Genomic DNA, 24,843 nt, shown 5'->3' with positions numbered 1-24,843 from the left:
TTAGCGAAAGCGGCGGTGAGGGCTCAATCTCCCCCCTTGAGGGGGAGATGCCCGGCAGGGCAGAGGGGGGTGGGACGGAGTGCAACTTTCGCCCTTCTGTCAGCGACCCGCTCAATCCGTCCACTTCACCTTGGTCAGGTCGTTGGCCTGGATCGGGGCATTTTCCCACAGGCCCTGCAGTTTGGCGTCCCAGACGCCGACCTTCGGCAATTCGTAGAGGAAGCCGACCACGGCGTCATCGGCCAGGACCTTCTGCGCCTCGCCGAGCAGCGTCGTGCGCTTGGCCTCGTCGGAGGTAAGGTTCAATTCGTCGATGATCTTATCGAAGGCCGGATTGTCATAGTTGAAGTAATAGTCCTTGCGCGAATAGATATCGATGTCATTGGGCTCGGTGTGGGAAACGATGGTCAGGTCGTAATCCTTCTTGGTGAAGACCTGGTCCAGCCATTGCGCCCATTCGACCGGGATAATCTCGAGATCGATGCCGATTTCGCGAAGCTCGGAGGCGATGATCTCGCCACCAAGCCGCGCATAGGAGGGCGGCGGCAGCTTCAGCGTCGCCTTGAAGCCATTCTCCAGGCCGGCTTCCTTCAGCAATTCCTTGGCCTTCTCCACATTGTGCGGATAGAGGCCGGTCAAGTCGACATAGGCCTTGCTGGCGGGCGACATGTGCGAGCCGATCGGCACGCCGAGGCCGGCCGAGGCGCCGTCGATGATCGCCTTGCGATCGAGCGCAAAGGAAATCGCCTGCCTGACCTGCAGCTTGTCGAAGGGCGGCTTCTTGTTGTTGATCGACAGGATGGTTTCACCCTCGGTCGAGCCGATCACCACCTTGAAGCGCGGATCGTCCTTGACCTGGGCGACGCTGTCGGGGTCGAAGAACGGAAAGGCCTGAACGTCGCCGGAAAGCAGCGCCGGAACGGCGGCGGCGGCATCCGGAATGATGCGGAACTCGGCCTTGTCGAGGAACACCGGGGCGCCCCAGTAATTGTCCGACTTGACCAGCGTGATCGATGAGCCCTTGGCCCAGTTCTGGAACTTGAACGGGCCGGTGCCGATCGGTTTTTCCTTGTTGGTGTCGGCTGTCTCAGGCGCCACGATCACCGCGTCGCCCCAGCCCATATTGTAGAGGAACGAGCCTTGCGGGTTCTTCAGCGTGACCTTCACCGTCGCGGGATCGACGACCTCGACCTTGTCGATGGCGGCAAACAGGGCCTTTTGCGCGTTGACGGAATTGTCGGCGCGGGCACGGTCGAGCGAGAATTTCACGTCGTCGGCGTTGAAGTCGGTGCCGTCATGGAATTTCACGCCTGTATGCAGCTTGAAAGTGTAGACCTTGCCGTCGTCGGAAATGCTCCAGCTTTGCGCGAGATCGGGCAGCACCTCGCCGTTCGGGCCGATGCGGGTCAGGCCCTCGAAGACATTGGCATAGAGTACCTCGTCGATTGCCGCGGCGGCACCCGCGGTCGGGTCGAGATGCGGGGGTTCGAGCGTAATGCCGATGACCAGGTCGGTGCGCGCGGCCATCGCTGAGGTCCCGGCGGCCAACGCCAGCGCCGCGGCGGCCAGAATGGTTTTCCACAATTTCATCGTGCAACTCCCCATGTCTAAAACACGTGCTCAAACCCGGGCGGATAGAAGCGTGAATTCGCCCCCGAGTAAATTGCGTTTCGTACCGTGTGCCGACGCCGGGAGGAATGTTTTTCCGCCCATGGCCGGATCATGGCGGGCCGGCGCCCCTCAGCAGCACGCCGAGGCCGATCGCCATCACCTTTGCCGAGTCCAGCATGTCGGCAATGCCGACCCATTCATCGGGCCGATGGGCGAGATCGAGGATGCCCGGGCCATAGGCGATGCAGTCATAGATGTGGCCGATACGGGCGATGTGCTTCTGGTCGTAGGTGCCGGGCGAAATCACGTAATCCGGTTCGCGGTCGAATATCTCCATGATGCCTTGCGCGACCGCCTTAACCACCGGCGCGTCGCGCTCGGTCATCAGCGGCAGCACCTCCATCAGATCGCGGATTTCGTAATCGAACTTTTTGCGCTCGCGCTTCAGCCGTTCGAGGATATCGGTCACCTCGCTCTTGACCGCAGCGAGATCCTCTTCGAGCAGGAAGCGGCGGTCGATGGTCAGCCGGCAGGAATCGGGCACGTTGGGCGAGGGCAGGCCGGGCCGGAAATCCTCCGTCTGGCCGCCATGGATCGAGTTGATGTTCATGGTCGAGCGTTTTGCGCCTTCGGGCACGACCGGCATGCGCGTCATCTTGCTGTCGAGCGCCGGAAACAATTCATCCTCGAAGGCCCGCAGCACGGCGCCCATATGGCGCACCGCATTGTCGCCGAGGAACGGCATCGAGCCGTGCGCGATCTCGCCCTTGGTCTCGATCTCCGCCCACCAGACGCCGCGATGGCCAAGGCAGATGCGATCCTTGTTGAGCGGCTCGGGAATGATGACGTGGTCGACCTTCGGCCTGGAGAAATAGCCGAGCTTGGCCAGATGCGCGACGCCGCCAAAGCCGCCGGACTCCTCGTCGACCGTCCCCGAAATCTCGATGGCGCCGGGAAAATCGGGAAACACCTCCATGAAGGCTTCAGCGGCGATGATCGAGGCGGCAAGCCCGCCTTTCATGTCGCATGCGCCGCGGCCATAGACCTTGCCATCCCTGACGATGCCGGCGAACGGATCGAGGCTCCAGCCGTCGCCGGGCTCGACGACGTCGATGTGCGAATTGAAGTGCACGCAAGCACCCGGCGCCCGGCCATCGAAGCGGGCGACGACGTTGACGCGCGGGTAACGGTCAGTGTCGCCAGGCGTGCCCTCGGCACGGATGAATTCGATCTCAAAACCACGCTTCTTCAGCCGCGCGCCGATATATTCGGCACATGGCCGATAGGCTTCGCCGGGCGGATTGATGGTCGGAAAGCGGATCAGATCCGCAGTCAGTGCAACCAGATCATCGGCCCGGTCATCGATAGCCTTGAGGAGCCGTTCGTTCGGTTCGTTCATTCGGCGAATTGAGCAGCGGATGAGGGGGTTTTGCAAGCCCGATGGCGAATTGCCAGGCGATTGCGTGTCGTTACGGCAACTATTGCGGGAAATCGTTCAAATTCGCTGCTTTGGATTGGTGAAATCGTCAGGGAGTAGGTGTTAGCTCGCTGGCTTGCCATCAAAACGCTGGAGAACAGCGTGACGGCAGGCAGGCAAGGGGCATCAAAGGGGTTTGATTGCATGAAAAACACTGTTCTCATGGCAGCGGCATTGATGGCGATGCTGTTCGGTTCGTCGTTCGAGAGCCGGGCGGCCAGCCTGGTCGCGAACATCGACATATCCTCACAGACGATGACGGTAAGATACGGGCTTTCGTATTATCGGTGGAGCGTTTCCACCGCCCGCAAGGGCTACATCACGCCGCGCGGCAGTTACCGGCCACAGCGGACGGCCCGGATGTGGTATTCGCGCAAATACGACATGTCGCCAATGCCCTATTCGGTGTTCTTCCGCGGCGGCTATGCCATCCACGGCACCGGCGCGATCCGGCAATTGGGGCGCCCGGCATCGCATGGCTGTGTGCGCCTCCACCCCAGCAACGCCGCCGCGTTCTATTCGATGGTGCGCGAAGCCGGCTTCGGCAATACGCGGATTCTCGTGACGAATTAGGGCCTGCTCCTCGGCCCGCAATAAAAAACCCGCCGGAGCGGCGGGTTCGTTGGGGCCAAATAGCACCATACCGAAATTAGTAGCATAGCTGCCGGCACAAAGCAAGAACAAAATAAGGCTTGCACCCAAAAAAGATGGTGCGCTCAGGCGGGTTTGTCGCGCATTGTCGCTGGCCGACGCTTTTTGCGGCCGCTGATCTCCCAGCGCTTGTGGAACCACATCCACTGGCCGGGGTCTTCGCGCACCCAGCGCTCGACCACGTCGTTGAGAAGCTGGGTGGTGGCGCGGACGTCGACACTGCCGCCGGCGGTGCGCGGCAAGGTGAGCTTGTCCTCGATCTCGAGCCGGAAACGGTTGTTCGGCAGGCGTACGCAGCGCGCCGGGTAGACATCGCAATCGTAGTGCCGCGCCAGGGTGCCGAGAACCCGGTTGCTCTCGCAGGGGCGGCCGAAGAATGTCGTCTCGAGCCCGCCGGTGAATTTTTGGTCGACCAGCACGCCGATATTGCCGCCTTTCTCCAGGATGGCCGCAAGCGCAAACGAGGCACCGGTCGAAGACGGCAGCAGCGATCCCATGCTCGAGCGGCGGGTCGAGAGGATGTAATCGGCGAGATAAGGGTTGTTGGGCGGGCGAAACAGCGCCGTGATGTTCATGCCGAAGGTCGCCGCCGCCACTGGCAGCAGCTCGAAATTCCCGAGATGCCCGGTGAAGACGATATGCGGCTTGTCCTCGCCGGCAATGCGCACGAAATGCTCCACGCCCTTGACCTCGACACGGACTGGCTTCGTCGCAGCGGGATCGTAGTCGAACAAAGCATCGAGAAAGATGTATTCGGCGGCCAGGCGGGCCATGTTGCCCCACATGTCGGAAGCGATCGCCTCGATCTCGGCATCGCTCTTTTCCGGATAGGCCTTGCGCAGATTGTCGACGGCGACCTGATGGCGCGCTACCCAGGGGCCGATGCGGCGGGCAGCGCGGTCGGCGAAATTGAGCGCGCTGTCGGGCGGCAGCAGGCGCAGCGCGGAGATGATGATCATAGCGACCCGCGCGACCAGCCAGTAGTTGAACTGGCGAAGCCGCCTGCCATAGCGGAATCCCAGGTCCCTGCGGATCTTCCTGAAGGCGTTGCCGATCATTTCAGCCGACGCGCAGGATGATCTTGCCGAAGACGTCGCGGCCTTCCATGCGCTTCAGCGCCGCATCGATGCCGTCGAAGCCGACCTCGGTGTCGATCACCGGCGCGACCAGGCCCGCGGCCATCTTCTGCATGGCGTCGGCCATATTTTCCATGCGGCAGCCGAACGAGCCGAGCAGCTTCAACTGCTGCTGGAACAACTGCATCAAATTGATCTGTGTCGACACGCCGGAGGTCGAGCCGCAGGTGACCAGCCGGCCGCCGCGCTTCAGGCACAGCATCGAGGCGGCAAAGGTGTCGGTCCCGACATGCTCGAACACCACGTCGACGCCCTTCTTCTTGGTCAGCTTGCGCACGATGCCTTCGAAGCGGTCGTCGCGATAATTGATTACGTGGTCGGCGCCGAGCGCCTTGGCCTTGTCGATCTTGTCGTTCGAGCCGACGGTGGTGATGACCGTGCAGCCCATCTTCTTGGCCAGCTGAATAGCGGCGGAGCCGATGCCGGAGCCGCCGGCATGGACCAGTATCGTCTCGCCGGGTTGCAGCCGGGCATTGTCGAACAGCATGTGCTCGACCGTGCCGAAGGTGACAGGCGCCACCGCCGCGCCGATTTCGCTCACGCCGGGCGGAGCTGGGACCAGAAGGCGCGCCGGCAGGTTGATCTTTTCCTGCGCAAAGCCGTCGAGATGGAAGCCGTGCACGCCCGAAACATGCTCGCAGAGATTGTCGCGGCCTTCGCGGCAGGCGCGGCAAAGACCGCAGGTGCGGGCGCCATAGATCGACACCAATTGCCCGGGCACAAGGCTGGAAACGCCGGGGCCGACCGCCTCGACCTCGCCGGAAGCCTCGGCGCCGACGACCAGCGGCAGCTTGCGCTTGGCAAAAGCCATGCCGCGCCAGCCCCAGACGTCGATGTGGTTCAGCGCCACGGCCTTGATGCGCAGCGTCACCTCGCCGAGCGCAGGTTGCGGCGGGGGCGGCAGGTCCACCGTTTCAAGGCGGCGGTCCTCGATAAGTTGCAATGCGCGCATGGTGCCTGTCGGTTCAGTCTGGCTGAAAAAGGTCGCTTAGACCGGTTCCCGCGCCATGACAAGGCAGGTGTTCTGGCCGCCAAAGCCGAAGGAGTTCGACAGGACGGTGCCGACCTCGGCGTTGCGCTTGGTGTTCGGCACCACGTCGAGCACGATTGCCGGGTCGGGATTGTCGTAGTTGATGGTCGGCGGAATGATGCTTTCGCGCATCGTCATCAGCGAAAATGCGGCCTCGACAGCACCGGCAGCCGATAGGGTATGGCCGATCATCGACTTGTTCGACGAGACCGGCATTGACGAGATCCGCTCGCCGAATACCGTCGACAGCGACAAATGCTCCATCTTGTCGTTTTCGGGCGTCGAGGTGCCATGGGCGTTGACATAATCGATCCCGTCCTCGCTCAGGCCGGCATCGGCAAGAGCGGCGCGCACCGCCGCGATCGCCGGCGAACCGTCCGGCTTGGAGCGGGTGCGATGGAAGTCGTCGGCCTTTTCGCCGCAGCCGCGCAATATGCCGAGAACGGTGGCGCCGCGGGCAAGTGCTGCCTCCAGCGATTCCAGCACAAGGGCGCCCGAACCTTCGGCCAGCACGAAGCCGTCGCGATCCTTGGAGAAGGGTTTTGAGGCCTTTTCGGGGATGTCGTTATGGGTGGAGAGCGCCGACAGAAGCGAGAAGCGGATCAGCGCCTCGGCGGTCGCCGAGCCGTCGGCGCCGATCGACAGCGCCCTGTCGCATTCGCCGCGGCGGATCGCCTCGACGCCGAGCTGGATCGCGGTGGCGCCCGAAGCGCAGGCTGTCGACAGCGTGATCGGCAGGCCGCGTGTGCCGAAACGGTCGGCAAGCCGGTCGGCAATCGAGCCGAACTGGGTGGTCTCGAAGATGTCGAGTTCCCTGAGGCCGCGCGCTACCCGCAGCAGCCTCTCGGCACCGGTGTCGTGCCTGTCTGAATTATTGGGCGCGTCGAAATTGTAGAGCGAAAAGCGCTCGCTCCAGTCGAGCTCGACCGGCGGCGAAGCGAGGAACAGCGGTCCGCCGAAATCGCCGGCATCGAGGCCGGCCTCCGACATCGCTTCCTGGGCGGCGGTTTCGGCAAGCTCATAGGTGAGGAGACTGGCGCCCTTGGAACTCGACGGCAGGAAATCGACCATGCCGGAGATGCGGGTGTTGAGATGATCGACCGGGAAGCGGGTGATCGGATGGATGCCGGACTTGCCTGAGGTAAGTGCCGCCCAATTGTCGGTTTTGCCAACACCGAGCGACGTCACCACGCCGATGCCGGTGACGGCGACGATGGGCCTGCCCATGTGGTCGTTCAGATTGGCCATTTGTTGTCCAAAAACCTGTTTCTCTTGGAGCGTCGGATCGCCCGAAACCGCGCCACACTTTTCGGTCCGATGCTCTAGGCGGCTTTGATCAGCGCCATGCCCTCGAATTGGTGATAGCCGATCGCCGTTGCAAGGACGGTCTTCGGGACACCGGCAAACGGTTTTTCGACTGTGGCGTCGAAGACAGGATAGGCGGCCTTGCGGTCGACAGCCAGCGCCGCCAGCGCCACGGCAAAGGGGAACTGCGCTTCCTTCATGTGGCCAGTCAGCGTCGAAAAGCCGCGTGCGGCGATCGCCGGATTGGCGTCGAGCGCCGATTTCTCGGCGGCGGTCGCGGCATGGGCGCCCGAAGCGCCGGAGATCGCGAGCAGCTCGCCATTCGGCAATGCGGCTTGCTTCAACAGCACGGCGATCTCGCCGTCGAGTTCGTCCCGCCGGCGCCTGGCGCGACCGGACAGGACCGGGCCGAGTTCCGCATAGATCTTCCGGCCACGGCTTTCCGCATGCTCGCGCTGCTCCAGGACGAGAAACGCGCCGCCGGATCCGGTCACCACGCCGCCGCCTTCGGCACCTTGCCTCTGCCAGACCGGCCGCCACGGACCGCGATGCAGGTAGCCGGCCAGTTCATAGCCGAGCAGCATGTCGGAATGTTCGGTCTGGAAAGCGCCGCCGACCAGTATATGCGTCGACTGGCCGGAGCGGATGCGCGCGGCCGCGGTCTCGACAGCGGCAACGCCGGCACCTTCCTCGCCCATGAAGGTGCGCGACGACCCCGTCACCTTGTGGACGATCGAGATGTTGCCGGCGAGCAGGTTGGAAAGCTGTGCCAGAAACAGCGTCGGACGCAATTCGGTGGTCAGCTTCTCGTTGAGCAGCACGTCGCGGTCATTGCGGCTTTCCGATGCCGCGAGAATGGCCGCATCGACCGCCTCGTCGCGCTCGCCGCCGCCGGCGGCCACCACCATGTCCATGGTCGCGCAGAGTTCGTCATTACCCTTGATGCCGGCATCGTCGAGCGCAAGGCCGGCCGCATAGGTGCCGAGCCTCTGCCAGGTTTCCATCTGCCGCTGGTCGCCACGCTTGGCGATCTGCAGGTTCCAGTCGATCTCGGGCAGAGGATGGACCGTATAGGGCGAGAAGCGCGAGGCCTCCAGAACCGGCTCAAGCCGTGGCTGGAGGAGCTTTTGCCAATGCGCATCCGGACCCTCGCCCAGTGACGAGACAAGGCCGATGCCTGATATGACGACGTCGTGGGGGTTCATGGGAGGCTGTTGTGGGTCGGGCGCGTCAGGCGCTGTGTTCACGTGGCGTTCTTGGCGGCGACGAGCGCGTCGATCTTGGCGCACAGGTTCTTCATGACGAAATAGTCGTCGGTCGAAGCCTTGCCGTCATTGACTTCCTGCGTCCACTTTTCCAACGGCACCTTGATGCCGAATTCCTTGTCGATGGCAAAGACGATGTCGAGGAAGTCGAGGCTGTCGATGCCGAGATCGTCGATGGTGTGGCTTTCGGGCGTGATCGTCTCGATGTCGATCTCGCTGGTGTCGGCGATGATCTTGGCGACTTTGTCGAACGTGGTGGACAAGGGCTTTTCCTTCGATTGCGGGCGGAATCTGTCCGCATGTGTTTTGGGCTGTCTAATCGGTTTTTCCGGGCAGGAAAAGGCCTGATACGCCGCGCGCAGATGGGATTGCTGCCCAGGCAGAGCAATAGGGGTCGCTGGTAACCCCCGGCGATATGCCGAAACCGCCCCATCTCTGACCATTGGGTGTACCAATGTACCATGGTACAAAGATCTATGACCATAGAACGCGTGCAGACCGGGGTGCGCCTGGAAAAACGATTGGTGAAGGTGCTCAAGGCCTTGGCTGAGCATCGCGACATGAGCCTGGGTGACCTCATCGAGGGCATCCTGCTGCATGCTTTCGAAGGCCGGACACCGTTCTCCGCGGCGACCCTGGAAACAATCGGCCAATTGAAGCGCATCTACGAAATGGAGCTTGCCGCAGCGGACAGCCACGGTCTGGCGGAAACCGGCGGCGAGGGCGGATGACGAGCCATCTTGAGCGCAGCCACAGCATCGTGCTTTCGGGGCCGATCGACCGCGGCTTCCCGCTGTTCACGCCGATCGGAGAGACCCTGTGGGTGGACGGCTGGCGTATCGCATCCGCTATGTTCGCGTTACGCGGATTCGCGTTTCGGATTTGTCGAGGTGGCCTGCCGACCGACCACTAACGGAGGCACGGAGGCGTCGATTACCTATGCGTTCACGGCCTTGGAGCCCGGCAGGAGCATCCTATCTGTCCGAACTTACAGAGGACGCGTTCGCGGACATGATCGAGGGATGGAAGCTCCGTGTCGACGCTTGGCTGGTAGCGGTGAAAATCTGACGCCAAGTAACTTAAACGAATTGCCACTAAGGGTGGAATGTTACCTTCGTCTCGTAGATGGGAACGAGCAAGTAGCGGACAAAGCGGTCGCTCAGTGAAGTTTCCTGCGTTCTGTGCCTTGATGATGGGACAATTCTTCGCCGCTGATCGGAGCAACACCCGTGGCCATGCATTCCTTCCACATCCACATCCCGGATGAACAGATCGAGTACCTACAGCGTCGTATCCAATCGACAAGATGGCCGTCGTCGATCTTCGCATACGGATGGGACGACGGTACTGACGTTGATTTCCTCAGAAAGCTTTCACGTTACTGGGAATACGATTTCAGGTGGCGCGATCACGAAAAACGTCTGAACCTGTTGCCTCAGTTTAGGGTCACGATAGACGGGTGCGACATCCATTTCGTTCATCAGAAAGGAAAGGGGTCAGCACCCTTGCCGTTGATCCTCACTCATGGCTGGCCCGGCTCCTTCGCCGAGTTCGAGCACGTCATTCCGCTGCTCACGGATCCTGCCAAATACGGCGGGGATGCCGAGGACGCCTTCGATGTCGTCGCACCGTCGCTTCCGGGTTTCGGCTTCTCGTCCCCGCCGCATCAGGCCGGCGTTAGCTCAAAGCGTGTCGCGAAGCTGTGGCGGGGGCTGATGCGCGAACTGGGATATGATCGCTTCGCCGCACAAGGTGGCGACATCGGCGCAGGCGTCTCGACCTGGCTCGCTCGGCTTTACCCGGACGACCTTATCGGATTGCACCTGAATTACATTCCAGGCAGTTTCCGCCCGACCCTTGGTCGCGACGACCCACCTGTCACGCCGGAGGAGAAGGCATTCCTCGACAGTGCGGCGAATTTCGCTGCAACGGAGGGAGCCTACGCTTTTCTGCAGGGGACCAAGCCCCAGACGCTAGCCTTTGCACTGACAGATTCCCCAATCGGGCTAGCCGCATGGATTGCCGAGAAGTTCCGCAGTTGGAGCGACTGCGAAGGCGAACTCGAACGCGCCATCCCTCTAGACACGCTGCTTACCGACATCTCGCTCTACTGGTTCGGTAACACGATCGAGGCCTCGCTCCGGATTTACAAAGAGAACCGGCTCTGCCCCCTGATCTTCGGGCCAAGAGAGCGAATAACACCGCCCCTCGGCGTTGCAGTCTTCCCCCGAGAGCTTCCTATGCCACCTCGCTCCTGGGTCGAGCGAGTCTTCCGTGTCGAGCGCTGGACCGACATGCCGAAAGGAGGACATTTCGCGGCGATTGAGCAACCCGAACTCCTGGTCGAGGACATCCGGGCGTTTTTTCGGCCGCTGAGGCTCCGGCCGGCCAAGTAGAGGACGAAAACCTCGCCCGTTGTCACGGCTCGGAAGTCCTGATGAGACGGTACCATCGCATTCGCTTTCGTTGAAAGCGCCCGTTGGTCCTGACTAAGGGTCAATGGGTCAATGTCGACCTTCGACTCGATCAAGACCTCATCGCGGGTCGGAACCGGTATTCCGCTTAAGATACCAAACGCTAGATTTCACTACTAGCGAACGCTTCAACCGGCGCCGGCGCAGTCAGAAAGTGACGCGGCCGAGTACTCGCAGGCCGTCGCCTTGCGGCTCGACGACCACGGCCTCGCCTTCGCGCGGCGAGATGCCGGTCAATTCCTTGATGTTTTCGAGATGCGTGACCATGACCAGATTGTCGGACCCGGAATAGCCGCGGATCTCGGCCAGGATCGCAGCGATCTGGGCGGCCTTCTCCTTTTCGTCGGTCTTCAGCAGGTCAAGCGGTGCGAACGGCTCCGGTTCGCTTTCGAAAGCAATGCGGGCGGTCTCGAGGCAGCGGCAATAGCGGCTGGACAGCACGCGCTCGACCGGTGCGGCGCGGGCGCCAAACAGCGCGCCGATCTTGCGTGCCTGTTGCTTGCCGCGCTCAGAGAGATTGACCTGGGTGGCGCATTTGCCGAGATCGAAATTGGCCGCATCGGTGGTGCCTGTGACCATGGCATGGCGAAGCAGGACCACATGCCCGCCGTCGCGCAGCAGCGCCCAGCCGGCTTCCGTCGCATGGGCTGTGGCGGAAACGGCAAGCAACAGCAGCGCCAGCACAAATCGAAGCATCAGACATCCTTTTCGGGTGACCGGCAGGCAGGTCCCCGGTGACCGGCATATAGGGACGGCAAAGCCGGCTGAAAGACAAGCCGAGTGCAACCTGCGGCCGAAACGCCTATTTCTTCGCTATCTGCTTCTTCACCAGATCGATCTTGCGGTCGGTCAGCGGGATCGGGAGTGTGTAGCCGGCTTCGGTAAAGCCCTGCTTGGCGTTTTCGAAGAATTCGATCGCCTTTTGGTATTCGGCATTGCCACCGCCATAGCTGCCGCGGTTCCAGTGGACGTCGCCGAGATTGTTCTGCTCGAAGGCCCATTGCATCGGCTGGCTTTCGCGGGTGAAGACCTTGAGTGTCGCCTCGAAGGCGGCTTCGGCTTCATCCAGATATTTGCCGGTGCGTTCGAGATTGCCGAGATTGGTCAGGCTCATGCCGATGCCGTTCTGCGCGTTTGCCCAGTCGACGGGCGAGGTCTCGAAGGTCAGCACCTCCAGCGCCGCCCGGCGCGCGGCGATCGATGCGGCCAGTTTGCCGGGGTCGGCCTCGCTCATGCTCAGCCATTGCAGCGCCGAGCCGAGGCCGGCCTGCGCCAGTGCCCATTGCCGCGGCGTCGTCTCGCGCTTGTATTCGCGCAGTGCATCGCGATAGGCCTCGATCGCCGCCTCGTAATGCACCGGCTTGTCGGTCACGCCGCCGAGCAGTTGCAGCGTGTTGCCGAGATTGTAGTGGGTCATTGCCCAGTCGAGCGGAAACTCCTTTTTGGTATAGACGCGCCGTGCCGCCCGGTATGCAGCAGCCGATTGCTCAAGCCTGGCAGGATCGCGCGTGCGCTGGCCGAGCGTCTGGTAGATCGAGCCGAGATTGTTCTCCGCCGAAGCCCAATCCGTCGGAAAACGTTGGCGTGTGAATATGGTCAGCGCGTCGCCATAGGCAGCAACCGCCTCTTCGAGCAGGCCGGTGCCGAGATCGAAACGGGCAGCACTGCTCAGCGCGTTACCCAGATTGAGACGGCTGCTCGCCCAGGAGAGCGGGAAGGTGTCGCGTGTGCGGATTTCGAGCGCGGCGCGGAATGCCGCGGCTGCCTCGTCGATTTTCGCCTTGTCGTTGCGTTGCGTGCCGAGAGACACCAGCGTATTGCCGAGATTGTTCTGGACCATCGCCCACTGAACGGGCGCCTTTTCGCGCGTGTATTCTTCAAGCGCCAGCCGGTAGGCGGCCTCGGCCTCGGTCAGGCGCGCGCCGCCGGGTTCGCGTTCCGAAAGCGCGTAAAGCGCAAGGCCAAGGTTGCTTTGCGAGGCGGCCCAGTCCAGCGGGACTTTGTCGCGCGGCCGCTTCTCCAGCGTGGCGCGCATCGCCACCACTGCTTCGTTCAGGCGTTTCGGGTCGCTCTCGCGTTCGCCGATCTTCAACAGCACATTGGCCAGGTTATTCTGGGCGGCCGCCCAGTTGATGTCGTCCTTCTCGCGCTCGAACACGGCAATCGAATCGCGAAAGATGTTCGCTGCCTCTTCCAGCCGGTCGATTTGGCGCTCGCGCTCGCCGATCGTCTGCAGCACCACAGCCATGTTGTTGCGGGTGATCGCCCAGTCGCGGTTCTGCTCGCCATTGGGGATGAAGTTCAGGATGACGCGGTAGGCGTCGATGGCGTGCTGCAGCGCTTGCCTGTCGCCGGTGGCGTTGCCATGCGCGTTAAGCGCTTCCGCCTCCTGGTTCTTGTAGTTCCAGCGCAGCCTGTCGTCCCATTTCTCGACCAGCGAGAAGGCCTTGCCGTAATCGTTGGCGGCCGACAGATAGTCGAAGACCAGCGCCGAAGCGTCGGCGCGCCTGGCATAGATCGCCGCGTCGGCAAGACGCTTCTGCCTGACCAGATCCTCTGCCCGATCGACCACGCCGCTGGCCTGCTCGACCCGGCCCACCGCCTGGTCGAGGAAGTTGCGCGCGGTGACGATGGCGCCCTGGCCGATCGCCTTGTCGGCCGAGGCGACGAGGCGGCTGATCTCGGGGTCGTCGGTGCGCAGCGCGTCGCGCTCGGAGATCATCTTCTTCAGGCGCTCGGCCTGGGCGTCGAGCAGCTTTTGCAGGTCGGTGGGGTCCTCCGGCATGTTTTCGGTGCCGAGCGCCTTCAGCACGCCATAAAGCGCGTCGAGCGGGACGCCGTCCTGCAGCGAGGCCAGTTCGACCTGTACCCGCTTGGGGTCAGGCAACTCGGCGATCGTCAGCAGCAATTGCCGCCGCTCGCCGGTGATCAGGCCGTCGTCGCCGGTCGGCTCCTGCGGTGCAACGCCGAAATAGAGCAGCCGGCGCAGGCTTTCATTGACCCATGGCCGCTGCTTTGCCTTGGTGTCGAGATAGACCTCCTCTGTCACCATGCGCATGACCGAGCCGAACTCGGTGCCCTTCATCGCCGCGAGATGGCGCAGAAGTGCCGCTGCGTAGGGGCTGTTTTCGCCGACGATGCCATCGAGTGCCGGCCGCCCCGGCTCGGCGGCAAAGCCGATCACCGTTCCCAGATTTTCCGTCGCGGTCGCGTTCGCCAGTGCCCTGGCGCCGCGCACCGGCTCCAGGCCGCCGGCGCCAATCGGCGAGGCCGAGGCCGTCGGCGCCCGGCGCAGCACCGCATCCGCCGGAAACGGGTTGGTGCGGCAGGCATCGAGCAGCATGATCGTTACCGGCACGGTCGTCTTCAATTCGTCCATGACGGCGGAGATCGGCACCAGGGCCTGATCGGCGTCCTTCAATGAAGAAACGTCGGCGTCGACCGGCACCAGATAGTTTTCGCCGCCGGCCTCGATGCCGTGGCCGGAATAGTAGATCAAGGCGACGTCGGCGTCCTCTGCATCCTCGGCGAAACGCTCGAGGTCGCGCTTCAGCTTTGCCGTGTCGCGGTCGGTGACGCTGCGCGCGTCGAAGCCGAGATCGGTCAGCATCTTGGCGATGTCGCGGGCGTCGTTGGCGGGGTTGGGAAGAGCCGCTATGTGCTGGTATTTCGACTGGCCGACAATCAGCGCCACGCCCTTGAGGCTCGCCGGCTCCACGGCATGAGCCGAGGTCACCACGAGGCAAAGCAGGGCGCCGACGAAAGCCGTCAGCCACGCCTGCTTGAAGAAGTGCTGATTTCCGACAAGGCCCATTCGCCGCGTTTCCCCCAACAACCCTGTATAGCGCCGGCATCCAACCATGAGCAAATTCGGGCAAGATCCGAGCGCCCGGATTGTTGGCCGGTACATTCGCGAGGGAAGGGCGATTGCGCCGCCGCCGAGCCTCGCCTATCACGGGAAAAATGTCTCCGCTTACCGAAACCGTCCTCTTCGTTTTCAGTCTTGTCGGGCTCGGCTATCTTGCCGGGTTGACCAGCTATTTGAAGCCGGCGAGCGGCGAGGGCGTATCCGAATTCGCCATCAACGTGGCAATGCCGCTTTTGCTGTTCCAGACCATGGTAAAGGCTGATTTCCACGGCGTGGCTCCGTGGTCGCTGTGGGGCGCCTATTTCGCGGCGGTGGCGCTTACCTGGGCTGCCGGCCATCTGGTCATTACGCGTATCTTCGGGCGGGACGCCCGCGCCGGCGTCGTCGGCGGCGTGTCATCGTCCTACTCCAACGTTGTCCTGCTCGGCGCGCCCTTCATCATCGGCGTGTTCGGGCCGGCCGGGTTCGAAGTGCTGTCACTGCTCGTCTCCATTCACCTGCCGGTGATGATGATGGCCTCGATCATCCTGTTCGAGATGTTCGGCCGCGGCGGCAGCGAGCCGGTGCATCCGCTCCGCGTCGTCAGGAGCTTTCTCAGGCGGGTATTCATCAATCCGCTGATCATCGGCATACTGGCCGGGCTGGCGTGGCGCTTCACCGGTGCGCCGCTGCCGGTGCTTGCGACGCGGCTGAGCGACGCGCTGGCCGGCACCGCCGCTCCGGTGGCGCTGTTCGCCATGGGGCTCAGCCTGCGCCGTTTCGGCATTTCCGGCAATGTAAGGCCGGCGCTGGCGCTGTCGGCGCTGAAACTGTTCCTGATGCCGGCGCTGGTTCTCGGCCTGGTCTGGCTGATCGGCCTGCCGCCATTGACGGCCAAGGTGGCGGTCATGGTTGCGGCGTTGCCGTCCGGCATCAATTCCTATCTCATCGCGGTGCAGTTCAACACCGGCCAGGCGCTGGCGTCGAACCAGATGACCATCGCCACCGCCTGTGCGGTCGTGACCACTGCGTTTTGGCTGACAGTGGTCGTCCATGTTTTTGGATAAGAACTCGGGTTTTTGGATAAGAACCCGGGTTTTTTGGATAAGAATCCGGGTTTTTGGATAAGAACCCGGCTGCATCGCCTCTCGCTTTGGCTGGCCCAAACCCTATATGCCATCTTGTGATTGCTTGCGGGGCTTGCCCTGGGCTAAGAGCAGTGGCTCTAGCGATGCTATCGCGCACGTCCATTCACGAAATCAGCGACCGGCCCGCCAGGTGCCGAACGGAGGCGAGATCATGCTTCAGAAAACCAGCCATTTCATGCGGCAGGCCAATCTCATCAATGGCGAATGGGTGCAGGCCGATTCAGGCCAGACGGTCGACGTCAACAATCCTGCCACCGGCCTCAAGATCGGCACGGTGCCGAAGTCGGGCAAGGCCGAGACCCGCCGCGCCATCGAAGCCGCCGACGCGGCCTTCCAGACATGGCGCAAGACCACCGCGCTCGAACGCTCGAAGCTGTTGCGCAAGCTGCACGACGCGATGATGGATAATCAGGACGTGTTGGCCGAACTGCTGACCATCGAGCAGGGCAAGTCGCTGTTCGAATCGAAGGGCGAGATCGGCTCGGCCGCGTCCTACATATTGTGGTTCGCCGAAGAAGGCCGCCGCACCTATGGCGACGTCGTGCCGTCGCCTTGGGCGGACCGCCGTATCCTGGTGACCAAGGAGCCGGTCGGCGTCATCGCCGCCATCACGCCATGGAATTTCCCGTCCTCGATGCTGGCCCGCAAGCTCGGTCCGGCGCTTGCCGCCGGCTGTACCGCCGTGGTCAAGCCGGCGTCGCAGACGCCTTACTCCGGCCTTGCCTGGGGCGCGCTTGCCGAGGAAGTCGGCTTCCCTAAAGGCGTAATCAATATCCTGACCGGCGCCGCCGGTGAGATCGGCGACGAGATCTGCGCCAACCCGCTGGTCAAGAAGATCACCTTCACCGGCTCGACGGAGGTCGGCAAGATCCTGATCCAGAAGTCGTCGGTGACGGTCAAGAAAGTGTCGATGGAGCTCGGCGGCAACGCGCCGTTCATCGTCTTCGATGACGCCGATCTCGAGCGGGCCGTCGCCGGCGCCATCACCGCCAAGTACCGCAATTCCGGCCAGACCTGCGTCTGCACCAACCGCTTCCTGGTGCAGGCCGGCATCTACGACCAGTTTGTCGAAAAGCTGGCTGCTGCGAGCAACGGGCTGAAGGTCGGTTCCGGCCTCGAGGAAGGCGTCCAGCAGGGACCGCTGATCGACGAAAAGGCGGTGGAGAAGGTCGAGGAGCTGATTGCCGACGCTACTGCCAAGGGCGGCAAGGTCGTCGCCGGCGGCAAGCGCCACGCGCTCGGCGGCTCGTTCTTCCAGCCGACGGTGATCGCCAATGCGACGCCGAAGATGCGCTTCATGAAGGAAGAAATCTTCGGCCCGGTGGCGCCGGTATTCAAGTTCGAAACCGAGGAAGAGGCCGTGGCACTCGCCAACGACACCGAGTTCGGGCTGGCCTGCTACTTCTACACCGGCGATCTCGGCCGCGCCTTCCGGGTCATGGAAGGGCTGAAATACGGCATGGTCGGCGTCAATGAAGGGCTCATCACCACCCCTGAAGCGCCGTTCGGCGGCGTCAAGGAATCGGGCCTCGGCAAGGAAGGCGGCCATCAGGGCATCGAGGATTATCTCGACACCAAATATGTCTGCATCGGCGGACTTGGTCTCTAGAAGCCTGATGCGGTAATACCGAAAACGATCCTGGGCCGCTTCGAAAGGCCAGGCTGGCATCGATCAATGAACTTGCGAGCATGGCAATGAAGGACGGCGAGGTTTTCGGCACGACGCAGGCGGGCGAGGCCGTCCGCCGCTTCACCATCCGTGGAGGCGGCCTCACCGCCAACATCATCGGGCTGGGTGCGATCATCCAGGATCTGCGTCTGGCCGGGCACGACGCGCCGCTGGTGCTCGGCTATGATCGTTTCGAGCACTATGAGACGGACACCGCCTTCTTCGGCACCGTCGTCGGGCGCTATGCCAACCGTATCCGCGACGGCCGCTTCACGCTTGCCGGCAAACGCTATCAGACCGAGCGCAATTTCCTCGAAAAGCACACGCTGCATGGCGGTTCGCAAGGTTTTTCGCGCCGGGCCTGGGCGGTTTCGCTGCATGGCAGGGATTTTGTCACGCTGACCCTGCACGACCCCGACGGCACGATGGGCTTTCCCGGCGCGCTCGACGTGACCTGCACCTACCGGCTCAAGATCCCCGGCACGCTCAGCGTCGAACTGACCGCCACCTGCGAGGAGCCGACGTTCTGCAACCTCACCCAGCATTCCTATTTCAACCTGGATGACGGCGGCGCCGGCGACATTCTCGATCACCGGCTGATGCTGAATGCCGGCGCCTATCTGCCGGTCGACGCGGATCTCATTCCGACAGGCACGGTAAAGCCGGTCGACGGCACGCCTTTCGACTTTCGCCAGGCGCGGCCGCTGCGCATGGAGACCGAGGGCGAACAGCTCCCCTATGACCAGAATTTCTGCCTCGCCTCAACGCGCGGGCCGCTGAAGCAGGCGTCGTGGGCGCAAGGCGCGAATTCCGGCGTCGAGATGGAGCTCTGGACGACCGAGCCGGGCGTCCAGCTCTATACCGGCCAGTATCTGGCGCCGTCCTCGCCTGGACTGGGCGGACGCCATTACAAGGCGTTTTCGGGCTTTTGCCTGGAGCCGCAAATCTGGCCGGATGCGCCGAACCGGCCGTATTTCCCGCAAGCCACGCTGTGGCCCGGGCAGATCTACCATCACGTGACCGAATACCGGTTCAGGCTGCCTTAGGGCGGGACCCCCCGGAAACCGGCATGGTTTTGCTGCGCTGACCTCCGGTTCGGAAAGGGTCATGCAAAATTCAAAGTGTTATAGCGTCCTTTGCGCGTCCAATGACGCGCGGCGCACTGGAGTCAAAACGCAATCACTCTGAACGACCGACTTCGAACTCTCTTGGACCTTTGACGCCGAGAGCCCTGACGACGCAAGTTGACCCTTATCCGACATTCGGGCTCTCATGCAGCAAAGTACACAGACCTGAAAAGCTGTCTTTCAGGGGCGGCGGCAATGGCATCAACCTGCGACCTGCTGTAAGCTTGGAAAGCGGGTAACAATCCGCGAAGGATTGGGGGATGGAACGTCATCTCGCAGCCGTCCTGATTGCCGATGTCGTCGGCTATGGCCGCTTGAGCCAGATCGACGACGAGGGTACGCGTGCGCTTTTCCGAACCGACCTGAACGAAGTATTCAAGCCAAGGATCGCTGCGCACCATGGTCGACTGGTGAAAACCATGGGAGATGGGATGTTGGTCGAGTTCCACAGTGTGGTCGACGCCCTACGCTGCGCGGTCGAAATCCAGCAACAGAAGGCGGAGGTGAACGTTTTCACGCAGCCAGAACGGCGGCTTGATTTCCGCATCGGCATCAATCTGGGCGATGTTATCGTTGAGGGTGACGACATCCACGGTGACGCGGTGAACATCGCCGATCGGCTGCAAGGGCTGGCGGAACCTGGAGGAATCGCGATTTCCGCCACCGCCTGCGACCATGTGAGGGGAAAGGTGCCGATCGGCTTTGCCTCACTCGGCGTGCAGAAAATGAAAAGTATCGCCGAACCGGTTCGCGTGTACCGCGTCTTGATCGACCCTGCTACTGCGGGCAAGATCGTCGGTGCCAAACCACGCCTTTCTTCCGGCGACGACAGTAAGCCGCCGGTAATTGCGGTTTTGCCGTTCGAAAACCTGAGCGCCGACGACGGCTGGACGCGGCTGGCAGACGGCCTGTCGGCCGACATGATCGGCGACCTAGCGCGCTATCCCGACCTTGCGGTCATTTCGCGCCAGACCATGCAGTCCTATCGGGGACGGGCGAGCGACACACGCTCGGTCGGACGGGAACTGAACGCCGATTACCTGCTGGAAGGCACCCTCCAGGCGATCGGACAGCGTGTCCGCGTCGCGGTGCAGCTGGTCGACACCCGGACCGGAGCCAACCTTTGGTCGGCGCGGTTCGACGAGTCGACCGATGATTTTTTTCTCATGCAGGACAGCATCACACAGAACGTTATCAACGCCCTGGCAGGCACTTTCGGCAAGCTCGCCAATCTCGGGCGTGAGGTGGCTCGGCGGAAGCCTCCCTCGAGCCTGGGTGCTTACGACTGCTATCTACTCGGGGTGGAACTGCACGACAGATTCACGACCGATGCGAGGGCAGAAGCCATACGCATGCTGTCCCGCGCCGTGGAACTCGACCCCGGCTTCGCGCGGGCCTGGATGACGTTGGGATTGGCACATGCGGTCGATGCCTTCAATGCCTTCACGCCAGATTCAGCCGCTTCGGTCGAGCGCTGGCGAGAATGCGTGGAAAAGGCTCTGGCGCTCGACCCTACCGATCCGATGACGCGCCTTTACATGGGCGCTCTCCGCGCCATTGACGGCGATATCAGCGGGGCCGCAGAGGAATACGACCGGGCGCTGGCCCTGGCACCCAATGACGCCGATGTGCTGTCGATGCTCGCCTCAAGCCGAGCTCTCGTGTGTGGAAATCCGGAAGAAGGCTGTGCTCTCGCCGAACGGGCGTTTCGCCTCAATCCGCAGGCTCCGAGTTGGTACTACGCGCAGCTCGCCCGGGCGCGGTTCGTCGCCGGTCGCTATGCCGACAGTCTGTCGTCGCTGTGCCAAAGTCCGCCGGATATTCCCGTCACTCTGATGTTCCGTGCCCTGTGCCACGCGCTGCTCGAAGAGTCGGCGCAGGCGCAGTCGATCGCCAGGCGGATTGCCGTCGAGTTTCCAAGGTTCACCGTCGAGAACTTCATCCGAACCTATCCCGTCACCAATCCTCTGGCCCTCGCTGCGATTAAGGAAGGGGCTCGTCGCGCAGGCATAGCGTAGAGCCGAAAACGGTGCCTAGCTGAGGAGGGGGACGCGCTTCCTGGATATGCCACTTGGTAAGCCGGGCCTCGCTTCCGGCACAGGCTGAAGGTCTGCTTCGTAGCGTTAACTGGGCGCTGGCGTGACCCCTGCTAAGCTTCCGCTCATGGCGCTCTGTGCTGATTCCCGCCGACTAATTCAAACGGCAAGTTCCGCCCATCTGGGCCATTGGCGGCAGCCAGTCTGATTGAGTTTTGACCCTAATCCTCAAACGCCGCCCTCAACGTTTCGAACGTCGCAAACACGCCCAATGCAGCGCCCTCGGGATTGTTGGTCGGTGGCAGAGCTTCAGCTATCCGGCGCACCAAGGTCGTCTCAGAACCGGCTGGAGCGTTCTTTCGGCTGAGGCGACTTCAAGCCGTGACAGGAGCATTCCGGATCAGCGGGAAGTCGCGCGGCGGTCTCCAGCGCGACCCGCGAGGCTGTCATGGAGAGACTGGGCAGCACGTCCTCCTGCAGCAATTTCTGGCGATTGCGATCCATGTAGTCGTTGAAGCCCGCCGTCACGAACGCGCAAGGCACGAAACACGCGCCGATCTCGCGCGACAAGGTCGCCTCAGGGGCGATGGAATGGTTGAGTACATCCGCCCCCATGCCCCGATACGCCAAGGCTTCGGCAGGCGTTGTCAGCCGCGGCCCATAACAATGGGCAGCCACCAACTGCTGTTCGATGCCATAAACGCGGCATTCGGCTGGCCAATGACGGCGGGCCGTTTCGACCAGAACCGCCGCACATCTTGGACACACGATTTGCTTGCCCGAACAGTCAAAGCTCTGGCGGTCAGGAAGCAGTGAAAACGGGGTCTGCGTCAGTTCGATGATATCGGCAGTCACCACCATGTCGCCCGGCTGGATCGCCTTGTTGACGGCGCCTACGGTCGAGCAGGCGAGAACTTGCCGTACACCCGCCCGCATCAATACCCAGAACGCGCGGCGATGGCAGGAATGGTCGATACGGTCGCGGGGATTGCCGTGCGAATACATGCACAGCGCGCGTTTTGCTCTCCCTTCGGCTGTGATCGACGCATCGAACTCGAGCAGCTTCCAGTTGTCGGTGCGACCGAAAGGTGTTTCAAAACTCATGTCGCGCCGCAAGGTGCGCACACCATCGAATTCGATATCTTCCGGGAAGGCAAGCCCCCAGTTTGCCGATCCGGTGATGATGGCCAACCCTACCTGAGGGATGTCCGTCGAATGATCCGTCAGATCGTCGGCCGCGTGGTGATTGGTGGGCATGTTTCCAGTCTCGGTCAGGATTTTTGGCGAAGGGTCACAATCAGGACCACGGCCACGACGATGACGGTCCACAATGTCGAGATCGCCGCAATGGTCGGATCGATCTGATCGCGCAGCGACAGGAACATAAGCTTCGGCATCGTGCTGTTGCGACCGCTTGCGATGAAGATCGAAATCACAGACTCGTCGAGCGAAGTCAGGAACGCCATCAATGTCGCTGACAGCAAGCTGATCCGAAGTTGCGGAACGATTATTCCGCCAATGGCCCTGGCCCAGTTTGCACCGAGGCTGCGCGCCGCCTGAACCTGGTTCCAGTCAAAGCGAGCGAGAGCGGGTAGCAACACGATGCAGGCGACCGGAACGGCCAGCACCACATGTCCGACCAGCACACCGAATAGCGTTCCGATCAGATGTTGTGCGGCCAACACGAAGAAGAGACCGATCGCAAGCAGGATTCCTGGGGTGATCGAGGGGGTCAGCAGGACGCTCTGGATGGCCGCAGCGGTCTTTCCGCCCAGCCGATTCATTGAAATGCAGGCGAGCAGCGCAAATGGCACCGCGATCAACGCCGTTAATGTGCCAAGGATCAAACTCGTTCTGAGCGCGGCCATCCACGTTGCCGAGCCGAAGAAGTTCTCGTACCAGCGCAACGAGTAGGCGTGCGGCGGAAACTCGAGGAGATTCGACGCCGAAAAGGAAAGCGGCACCACCACGAGCGTCGGCAGCATCAGAAATGCCATGACAAGAGCGGCAAAGCTCCAGAGCAAGATGCGGGCGAGCCTGTTTTGCGGATAGGCTTCAAGCATGGGAGGCTTCCACGGTGTTCTGGGCCACCAGGCGGCGTGCCGCCAGCAACATCACACCGATCAGCGCCATAAGAACGAGGAGCAGAATGCCCAGGACGCTCGCCGACCCCCAGTCCTGAAAGGTCGATAGTGTACGCTCGATCCGGGTAGAGAGAGGATTTACCTTGCCGCCGCCAAGCACCGCCGGCGTGATGAAAAAACCTATGGCGTAGATGAGGACGATAATCGAACCCGAGAAGATGCCGCCCGCCGAAAGCGGCATAATGACTGTGCGGACGACCTGCCTGAGAGTGGCCCCCATGCTCGCTGCCGCGCGAATGAGATTTGGGTCGATATCGCGCATCGCAGCATAAACAGGCAGCAGAAAGAGCGGCAGCATGTAGTGAACCATGCCAATGAGCGTTCCCGTGAAGTTGTAGACCAGCGGCAATGGCTCCGCCGTCAGGCCTGAACCGGTCAAAGCCGCGTTGATCAGGCCGTCGCGCCGCAAGAGAACGAGCCAACCATAGGTACGCACCAGAATGGAGGTCCACAGCGGCAGCATGACGAACGCCATGAGCACGTTGGCCAGCCTTGGTCTGACGCTGGCCAGAGCCAGCGCCAGAGGGGTGCCGAGAACAATGCAGGCCGCCAGCGTACCCAAGGACAGTTCGAGGGTCGTGACGAGGGCCGACCATGTCAGTCCGCTCGAAAGGACCTTCTCGTAGTTGCCGACGGTGTACTCGCCCCCGGTGGTCAGGAAGGACTGCCGGATGATCCAAAGGATGGGCAGTATCGCCGCCAACCCAACGATGAACAGCGCCGGGAGCGAAAGTGAAAGAAAAAACCGCCGCTCGCGCCGCGCATCCGCCGCGAGCGCCGGGTCCCGGACGACGGTCACGCCATCGCTCCCGGTATCGCGTGAACCTTCGCTGCTGGTGCATATGCGGTCATCCGCTGACCGGCGGCAAGCTCGGCGCAGCCGCCGGCCAGCGCTGCCGGAATGCAGACAAGAACCTCTTGCCCGCCGTCAAGCGCCAGCGTCAAAAGCCAGTTCTCGCCGCGGAACGCTTTGGCGCGCAGTATTCCTTCGAGAGCCACTCCGTCTCCGCCGACGAGTTTCGCATCGAGATGGAAGCTTTCGGCGCGGATCATCAGAGTTTCGCGTGATGCTTCGGCGCCGTCGATTCTGCGCGCTGAGCCTGGGGCAACAATGTTAGCCTCGCCCATGAACTCAGCGACGAAGCGGGTCGATGGACGATCATAAATCCGCTGCGGCGTATCTATCTGCTGGATGCGGCCAGAGTTCATCACCGCAATCCGGTCAGACATAATCAGCGCTTCGCGCTGGTCGTGCGTCACATAGATCGTGGTGATCCGTAGATGATCATGCAGACGCCGGATCTCATACTGCATGGTCTCGCGCAGATTCTTGTCGAGCGCCGACAGCGGCTCGTCCATCAACATCACGCGCGGTTCGAAGACGATAGCCCGCGCCAACGCCACCCGTTGACGTTGGCCGCCGGATAGTGCGGCAACATTGCGCTCCGCCAGGCCATCCAGCTTCACCCGGGCCAAGGTATCGAGCGCCCGCTGACGTGCCTCCGCTCTCGGTACCTTGCGCAGCACCAGCGGATACGCGACGTTCGCCAGGACATTCATGTGGGGAAACAAGGCGTAATTCTGGAATACTATGCCGATGTCTCGTTTGTTGGGCGGCAGGCGGGTGATGTCTCGATCGCCCAAGAAAAGTTTACCGGAATCCGGCCGGACAAAACCAGCCAGAGCCATGAGTAACGTGGTCTTGCCCGATCCCGATGGCCCTAGCAGCGTGAGGAATTCGCCAGCCTGAATGTCGAGCGAAACATCATCCAGTGCGACGTAGGACCCATAAGCCTTGTGCACGCTTTCGACGGTGATCGCGAGCGACTTCATCATGTGCTCCAGCCTTAAAGCGCGTCGCGTTCGACTGGCTTCACGCGACGCGCTTTAGGTTTCTTGTTTTCATGCATGTCGTTGTCGCGC

21 protein-coding genes are annotated in these 24,843 nt (G+C 62.3%); 8 read left to right on the top strand and 13 right to left on the bottom strand.

Annotated features, from left to right (window positions below):
- Window positions 1–111 precede the first annotated feature (111 nt).
- Together NKI39_RS05875 and NKI39_RS05870 are read right to left on the bottom strand one after the other, a co-directional pair.
- On the bottom strand, window positions 112–1,590 hold the full coding sequence (locus NKI39_RS05875) for an ABC transporter substrate-binding protein (RefSeq protein ID WP_352831032.1): 1,479 nt from the start codon (window positions 1,588–1,590) through the stop codon (window positions 112–114).
- A gap of 130 nt (window positions 1,591–1,720) precedes the next feature.
- A complete protein-coding gene (locus tag NKI39_RS05870; RefSeq protein ID WP_352831030.1) occupies window positions 1,721–3,010 on the bottom strand; it encodes an acetylornithine deacetylase/succinyl-diaminopimelate desuccinylase family protein in 1,290 nt (429 codons plus the stop codon).
- A gap of 222 nt (window positions 3,011–3,232) precedes the next feature.
- Here NKI39_RS05870 and NKI39_RS05865 point away from each other — a divergent pair, with 222 nt between their 5' ends.
- Window positions 3,233–3,661, top strand: coding sequence for a L,D-transpeptidase (locus tag NKI39_RS05865; protein WP_352831028.1), 429 nt, complete (start codon window positions 3,233–3,235; stop codon window positions 3,659–3,661).
- A gap of 143 nt (window positions 3,662–3,804) precedes the next feature.
- Here NKI39_RS05865 and NKI39_RS05860 read toward each other — a convergent pair whose 3' ends face one another.
- The 5 genes from NKI39_RS05860 to NKI39_RS05840 form a co-directional block, all read right to left on the bottom strand.
- Complete coding sequence (locus NKI39_RS05860; protein WP_352831026.1) at window positions 3,805–4,797, bottom strand: lipid A biosynthesis lauroyl acyltransferase; 993 nt, start codon at window positions 4,795–4,797, stop codon at window positions 3,805–3,807.
- 1 nt (window position 4,798) lies between these two features.
- A complete protein-coding gene (locus NKI39_RS05855) occupies window positions 4,799–5,827 on the bottom strand; it encodes a zinc-binding dehydrogenase (protein WP_352831024.1) in 1,029 nt (342 codons plus the stop codon).
- 36 nt (window positions 5,828–5,863) lie between these two features.
- Window positions 5,864–7,153 carry a beta-ketoacyl-ACP synthase gene (locus tag NKI39_RS05850; RefSeq protein ID WP_352816962.1) on the bottom strand — a complete coding sequence of 430 codons (1,290 nt, stop codon included), beginning with the start codon at window positions 7,151–7,153 and terminating at the stop codon, window positions 5,864–5,866.
- A 74-nt stretch (window positions 7,154–7,227) separates the two neighbouring features.
- The gene (locus tag NKI39_RS05845; protein WP_352816959.1) at window positions 7,228–8,415 is read right to left on the bottom strand and encodes a beta-ketoacyl-ACP synthase; all 1,188 of its coding nucleotides are present in this window, start codon (window positions 8,413–8,415) and stop codon (window positions 7,228–7,230) included.
- A gap of 38 nt (window positions 8,416–8,453) precedes the next feature.
- Window positions 8,454–8,738, bottom strand: a complete 285-nt coding sequence (locus NKI39_RS05840; protein ID WP_023719977.1) for an acyl carrier protein — start codon at window positions 8,736–8,738, stop codon at window positions 8,454–8,456.
- A gap of 198 nt (window positions 8,739–8,936) precedes the next feature.
- Between NKI39_RS05840 and NKI39_RS05835 the strand changes: the two genes are divergently transcribed.
- From NKI39_RS05835 to NKI39_RS05825, 3 genes are all read left to right on the top strand, one after another.
- Entirely contained in the window at window positions 8,937–9,206 is a 270-nt protein-coding gene (locus tag NKI39_RS05835; RefSeq protein ID WP_352831022.1) for a ribbon-helix-helix domain-containing protein, read from the top strand.
- On the top strand, window positions 9,203–9,388 hold the full coding sequence (locus NKI39_RS05830; protein WP_352816954.1) for a hypothetical protein: 186 nt from the start codon (window positions 9,203–9,205) through the stop codon (window positions 9,386–9,388). The genes NKI39_RS05835 and NKI39_RS05830 overlap by 4 nt, the downstream gene beginning before the upstream one ends.
- A gap of 322 nt (window positions 9,389–9,710) precedes the next feature.
- Window positions 9,711–10,871 (top strand): epoxide hydrolase family protein, encoded by a 1,161-nt coding sequence (locus tag NKI39_RS05825; protein WP_352817182.1) that lies wholly within the window; start codon window positions 9,711–9,713, stop codon window positions 10,869–10,871.
- Between the two features lie 225 nt (window positions 10,872–11,096).
- Here the strand turns inward: NKI39_RS05825 and NKI39_RS05820 are convergent, their stop codons facing one another.
- Complete coding sequence (locus tag NKI39_RS05820) at window positions 11,097–11,645, bottom strand: histidine phosphatase family protein (RefSeq protein WP_352470325.1); 549 nt, start codon at window positions 11,643–11,645, stop codon at window positions 11,097–11,099.
- A 106-nt stretch (window positions 11,646–11,751) separates the two neighbouring features.
- Window positions 11,752–14,763 (bottom strand): caspase family protein, encoded by a 3,012-nt coding sequence (locus NKI39_RS05815; RefSeq protein WP_352831020.1) that lies wholly within the window; start codon window positions 14,761–14,763, stop codon window positions 11,752–11,754.
- A gap of 149 nt (window positions 14,764–14,912) precedes the next feature.
- Between NKI39_RS05815 and NKI39_RS05810 the strand changes: the two genes are divergently transcribed.
- The 4 genes from NKI39_RS05810 to NKI39_RS05795 all read left to right on the top strand — a co-directional run bounded on the left by NKI39_RS05810 (window position 14,913) and on the right by NKI39_RS05795 (window position 20,758).
- Window positions 14,913–15,863: an AEC family transporter gene (locus NKI39_RS05810; RefSeq protein ID WP_352685107.1), complete on the top strand. Its 951-nt coding sequence runs from the start codon at window positions 14,913–14,915 to the stop codon at window positions 15,861–15,863.
- Between the two features lie 232 nt (window positions 15,864–16,095).
- Window positions 16,096–17,553: an NAD-dependent succinate-semialdehyde dehydrogenase gene (locus tag NKI39_RS05805; RefSeq protein ID WP_352749015.1), complete on the top strand. Its 1,458-nt coding sequence runs from the start codon at window positions 16,096–16,098 to the stop codon at window positions 17,551–17,553.
- An 80-nt stretch (window positions 17,554–17,633) separates the two neighbouring features.
- The gene (locus NKI39_RS05800) at window positions 17,634–18,659 is read left to right on the top strand and encodes an aldose epimerase family protein (protein ID WP_352831018.1); all 1,026 of its coding nucleotides are present in this window, start codon (window positions 17,634–17,636) and stop codon (window positions 18,657–18,659) included.
- A gap of 341 nt (window positions 18,660–19,000) precedes the next feature.
- On the top strand, window positions 19,001–20,758 hold the full coding sequence (locus NKI39_RS05795; protein WP_352831016.1) for an adenylate/guanylate cyclase domain-containing protein: 1,758 nt from the start codon (window positions 19,001–19,003) through the stop codon (window positions 20,756–20,758).
- Between the two features lie 354 nt (window positions 20,759–21,112).
- On the opposite strand, the gene NKI39_RS05790 is transcribed toward NKI39_RS05795, so the two are convergent.
- From NKI39_RS05790 to NKI39_RS05775, 4 genes are read right to left on the bottom strand one after another with little or no spacing between them, the layout of a single operon-like run.
- Window positions 21,113–22,033: a phosphorylase family protein gene (locus NKI39_RS05790; protein WP_352500914.1), complete on the bottom strand. Its 921-nt coding sequence runs from the start codon at window positions 22,031–22,033 to the stop codon at window positions 21,113–21,115.
- 14 nt (window positions 22,034–22,047) lie between these two features.
- Window positions 22,048–22,839: an ABC transporter permease gene (locus NKI39_RS05785; RefSeq protein ID WP_352804038.1), complete on the bottom strand. Its 792-nt coding sequence runs from the start codon at window positions 22,837–22,839 to the stop codon at window positions 22,048–22,050.
- Window positions 22,832–23,719 (bottom strand): ABC transporter permease, encoded by an 888-nt coding sequence (locus NKI39_RS05780; RefSeq protein ID WP_352816942.1) that lies wholly within the window; start codon window positions 23,717–23,719, stop codon window positions 22,832–22,834. The genes NKI39_RS05785 and NKI39_RS05780 overlap by 8 nt, the downstream gene beginning before the upstream one ends.
- Window positions 23,716–24,753 carry an ABC transporter ATP-binding protein gene (locus NKI39_RS05775; RefSeq protein WP_352816939.1) on the bottom strand — a complete coding sequence of 346 codons (1,038 nt, stop codon included), beginning with the start codon at window positions 24,751–24,753 and terminating at the stop codon, window positions 23,716–23,718. The genes NKI39_RS05780 and NKI39_RS05775 overlap by 4 nt, the downstream gene beginning before the upstream one ends.
- Window positions 24,754–24,843: the final 90 nt, after the last annotated feature.

It is taken from the genome of Mesorhizobium sp. M0664 (assembly GCF_040320565.1).
Classification (GTDB): domain Bacteria; phylum Pseudomonadota; class Alphaproteobacteria; order Rhizobiales; family Rhizobiaceae; genus Mesorhizobium.
Note: the sequence above shows the minus strand (reverse complement) of the source record. Positions and strands in the feature narration are given on the sequence as shown.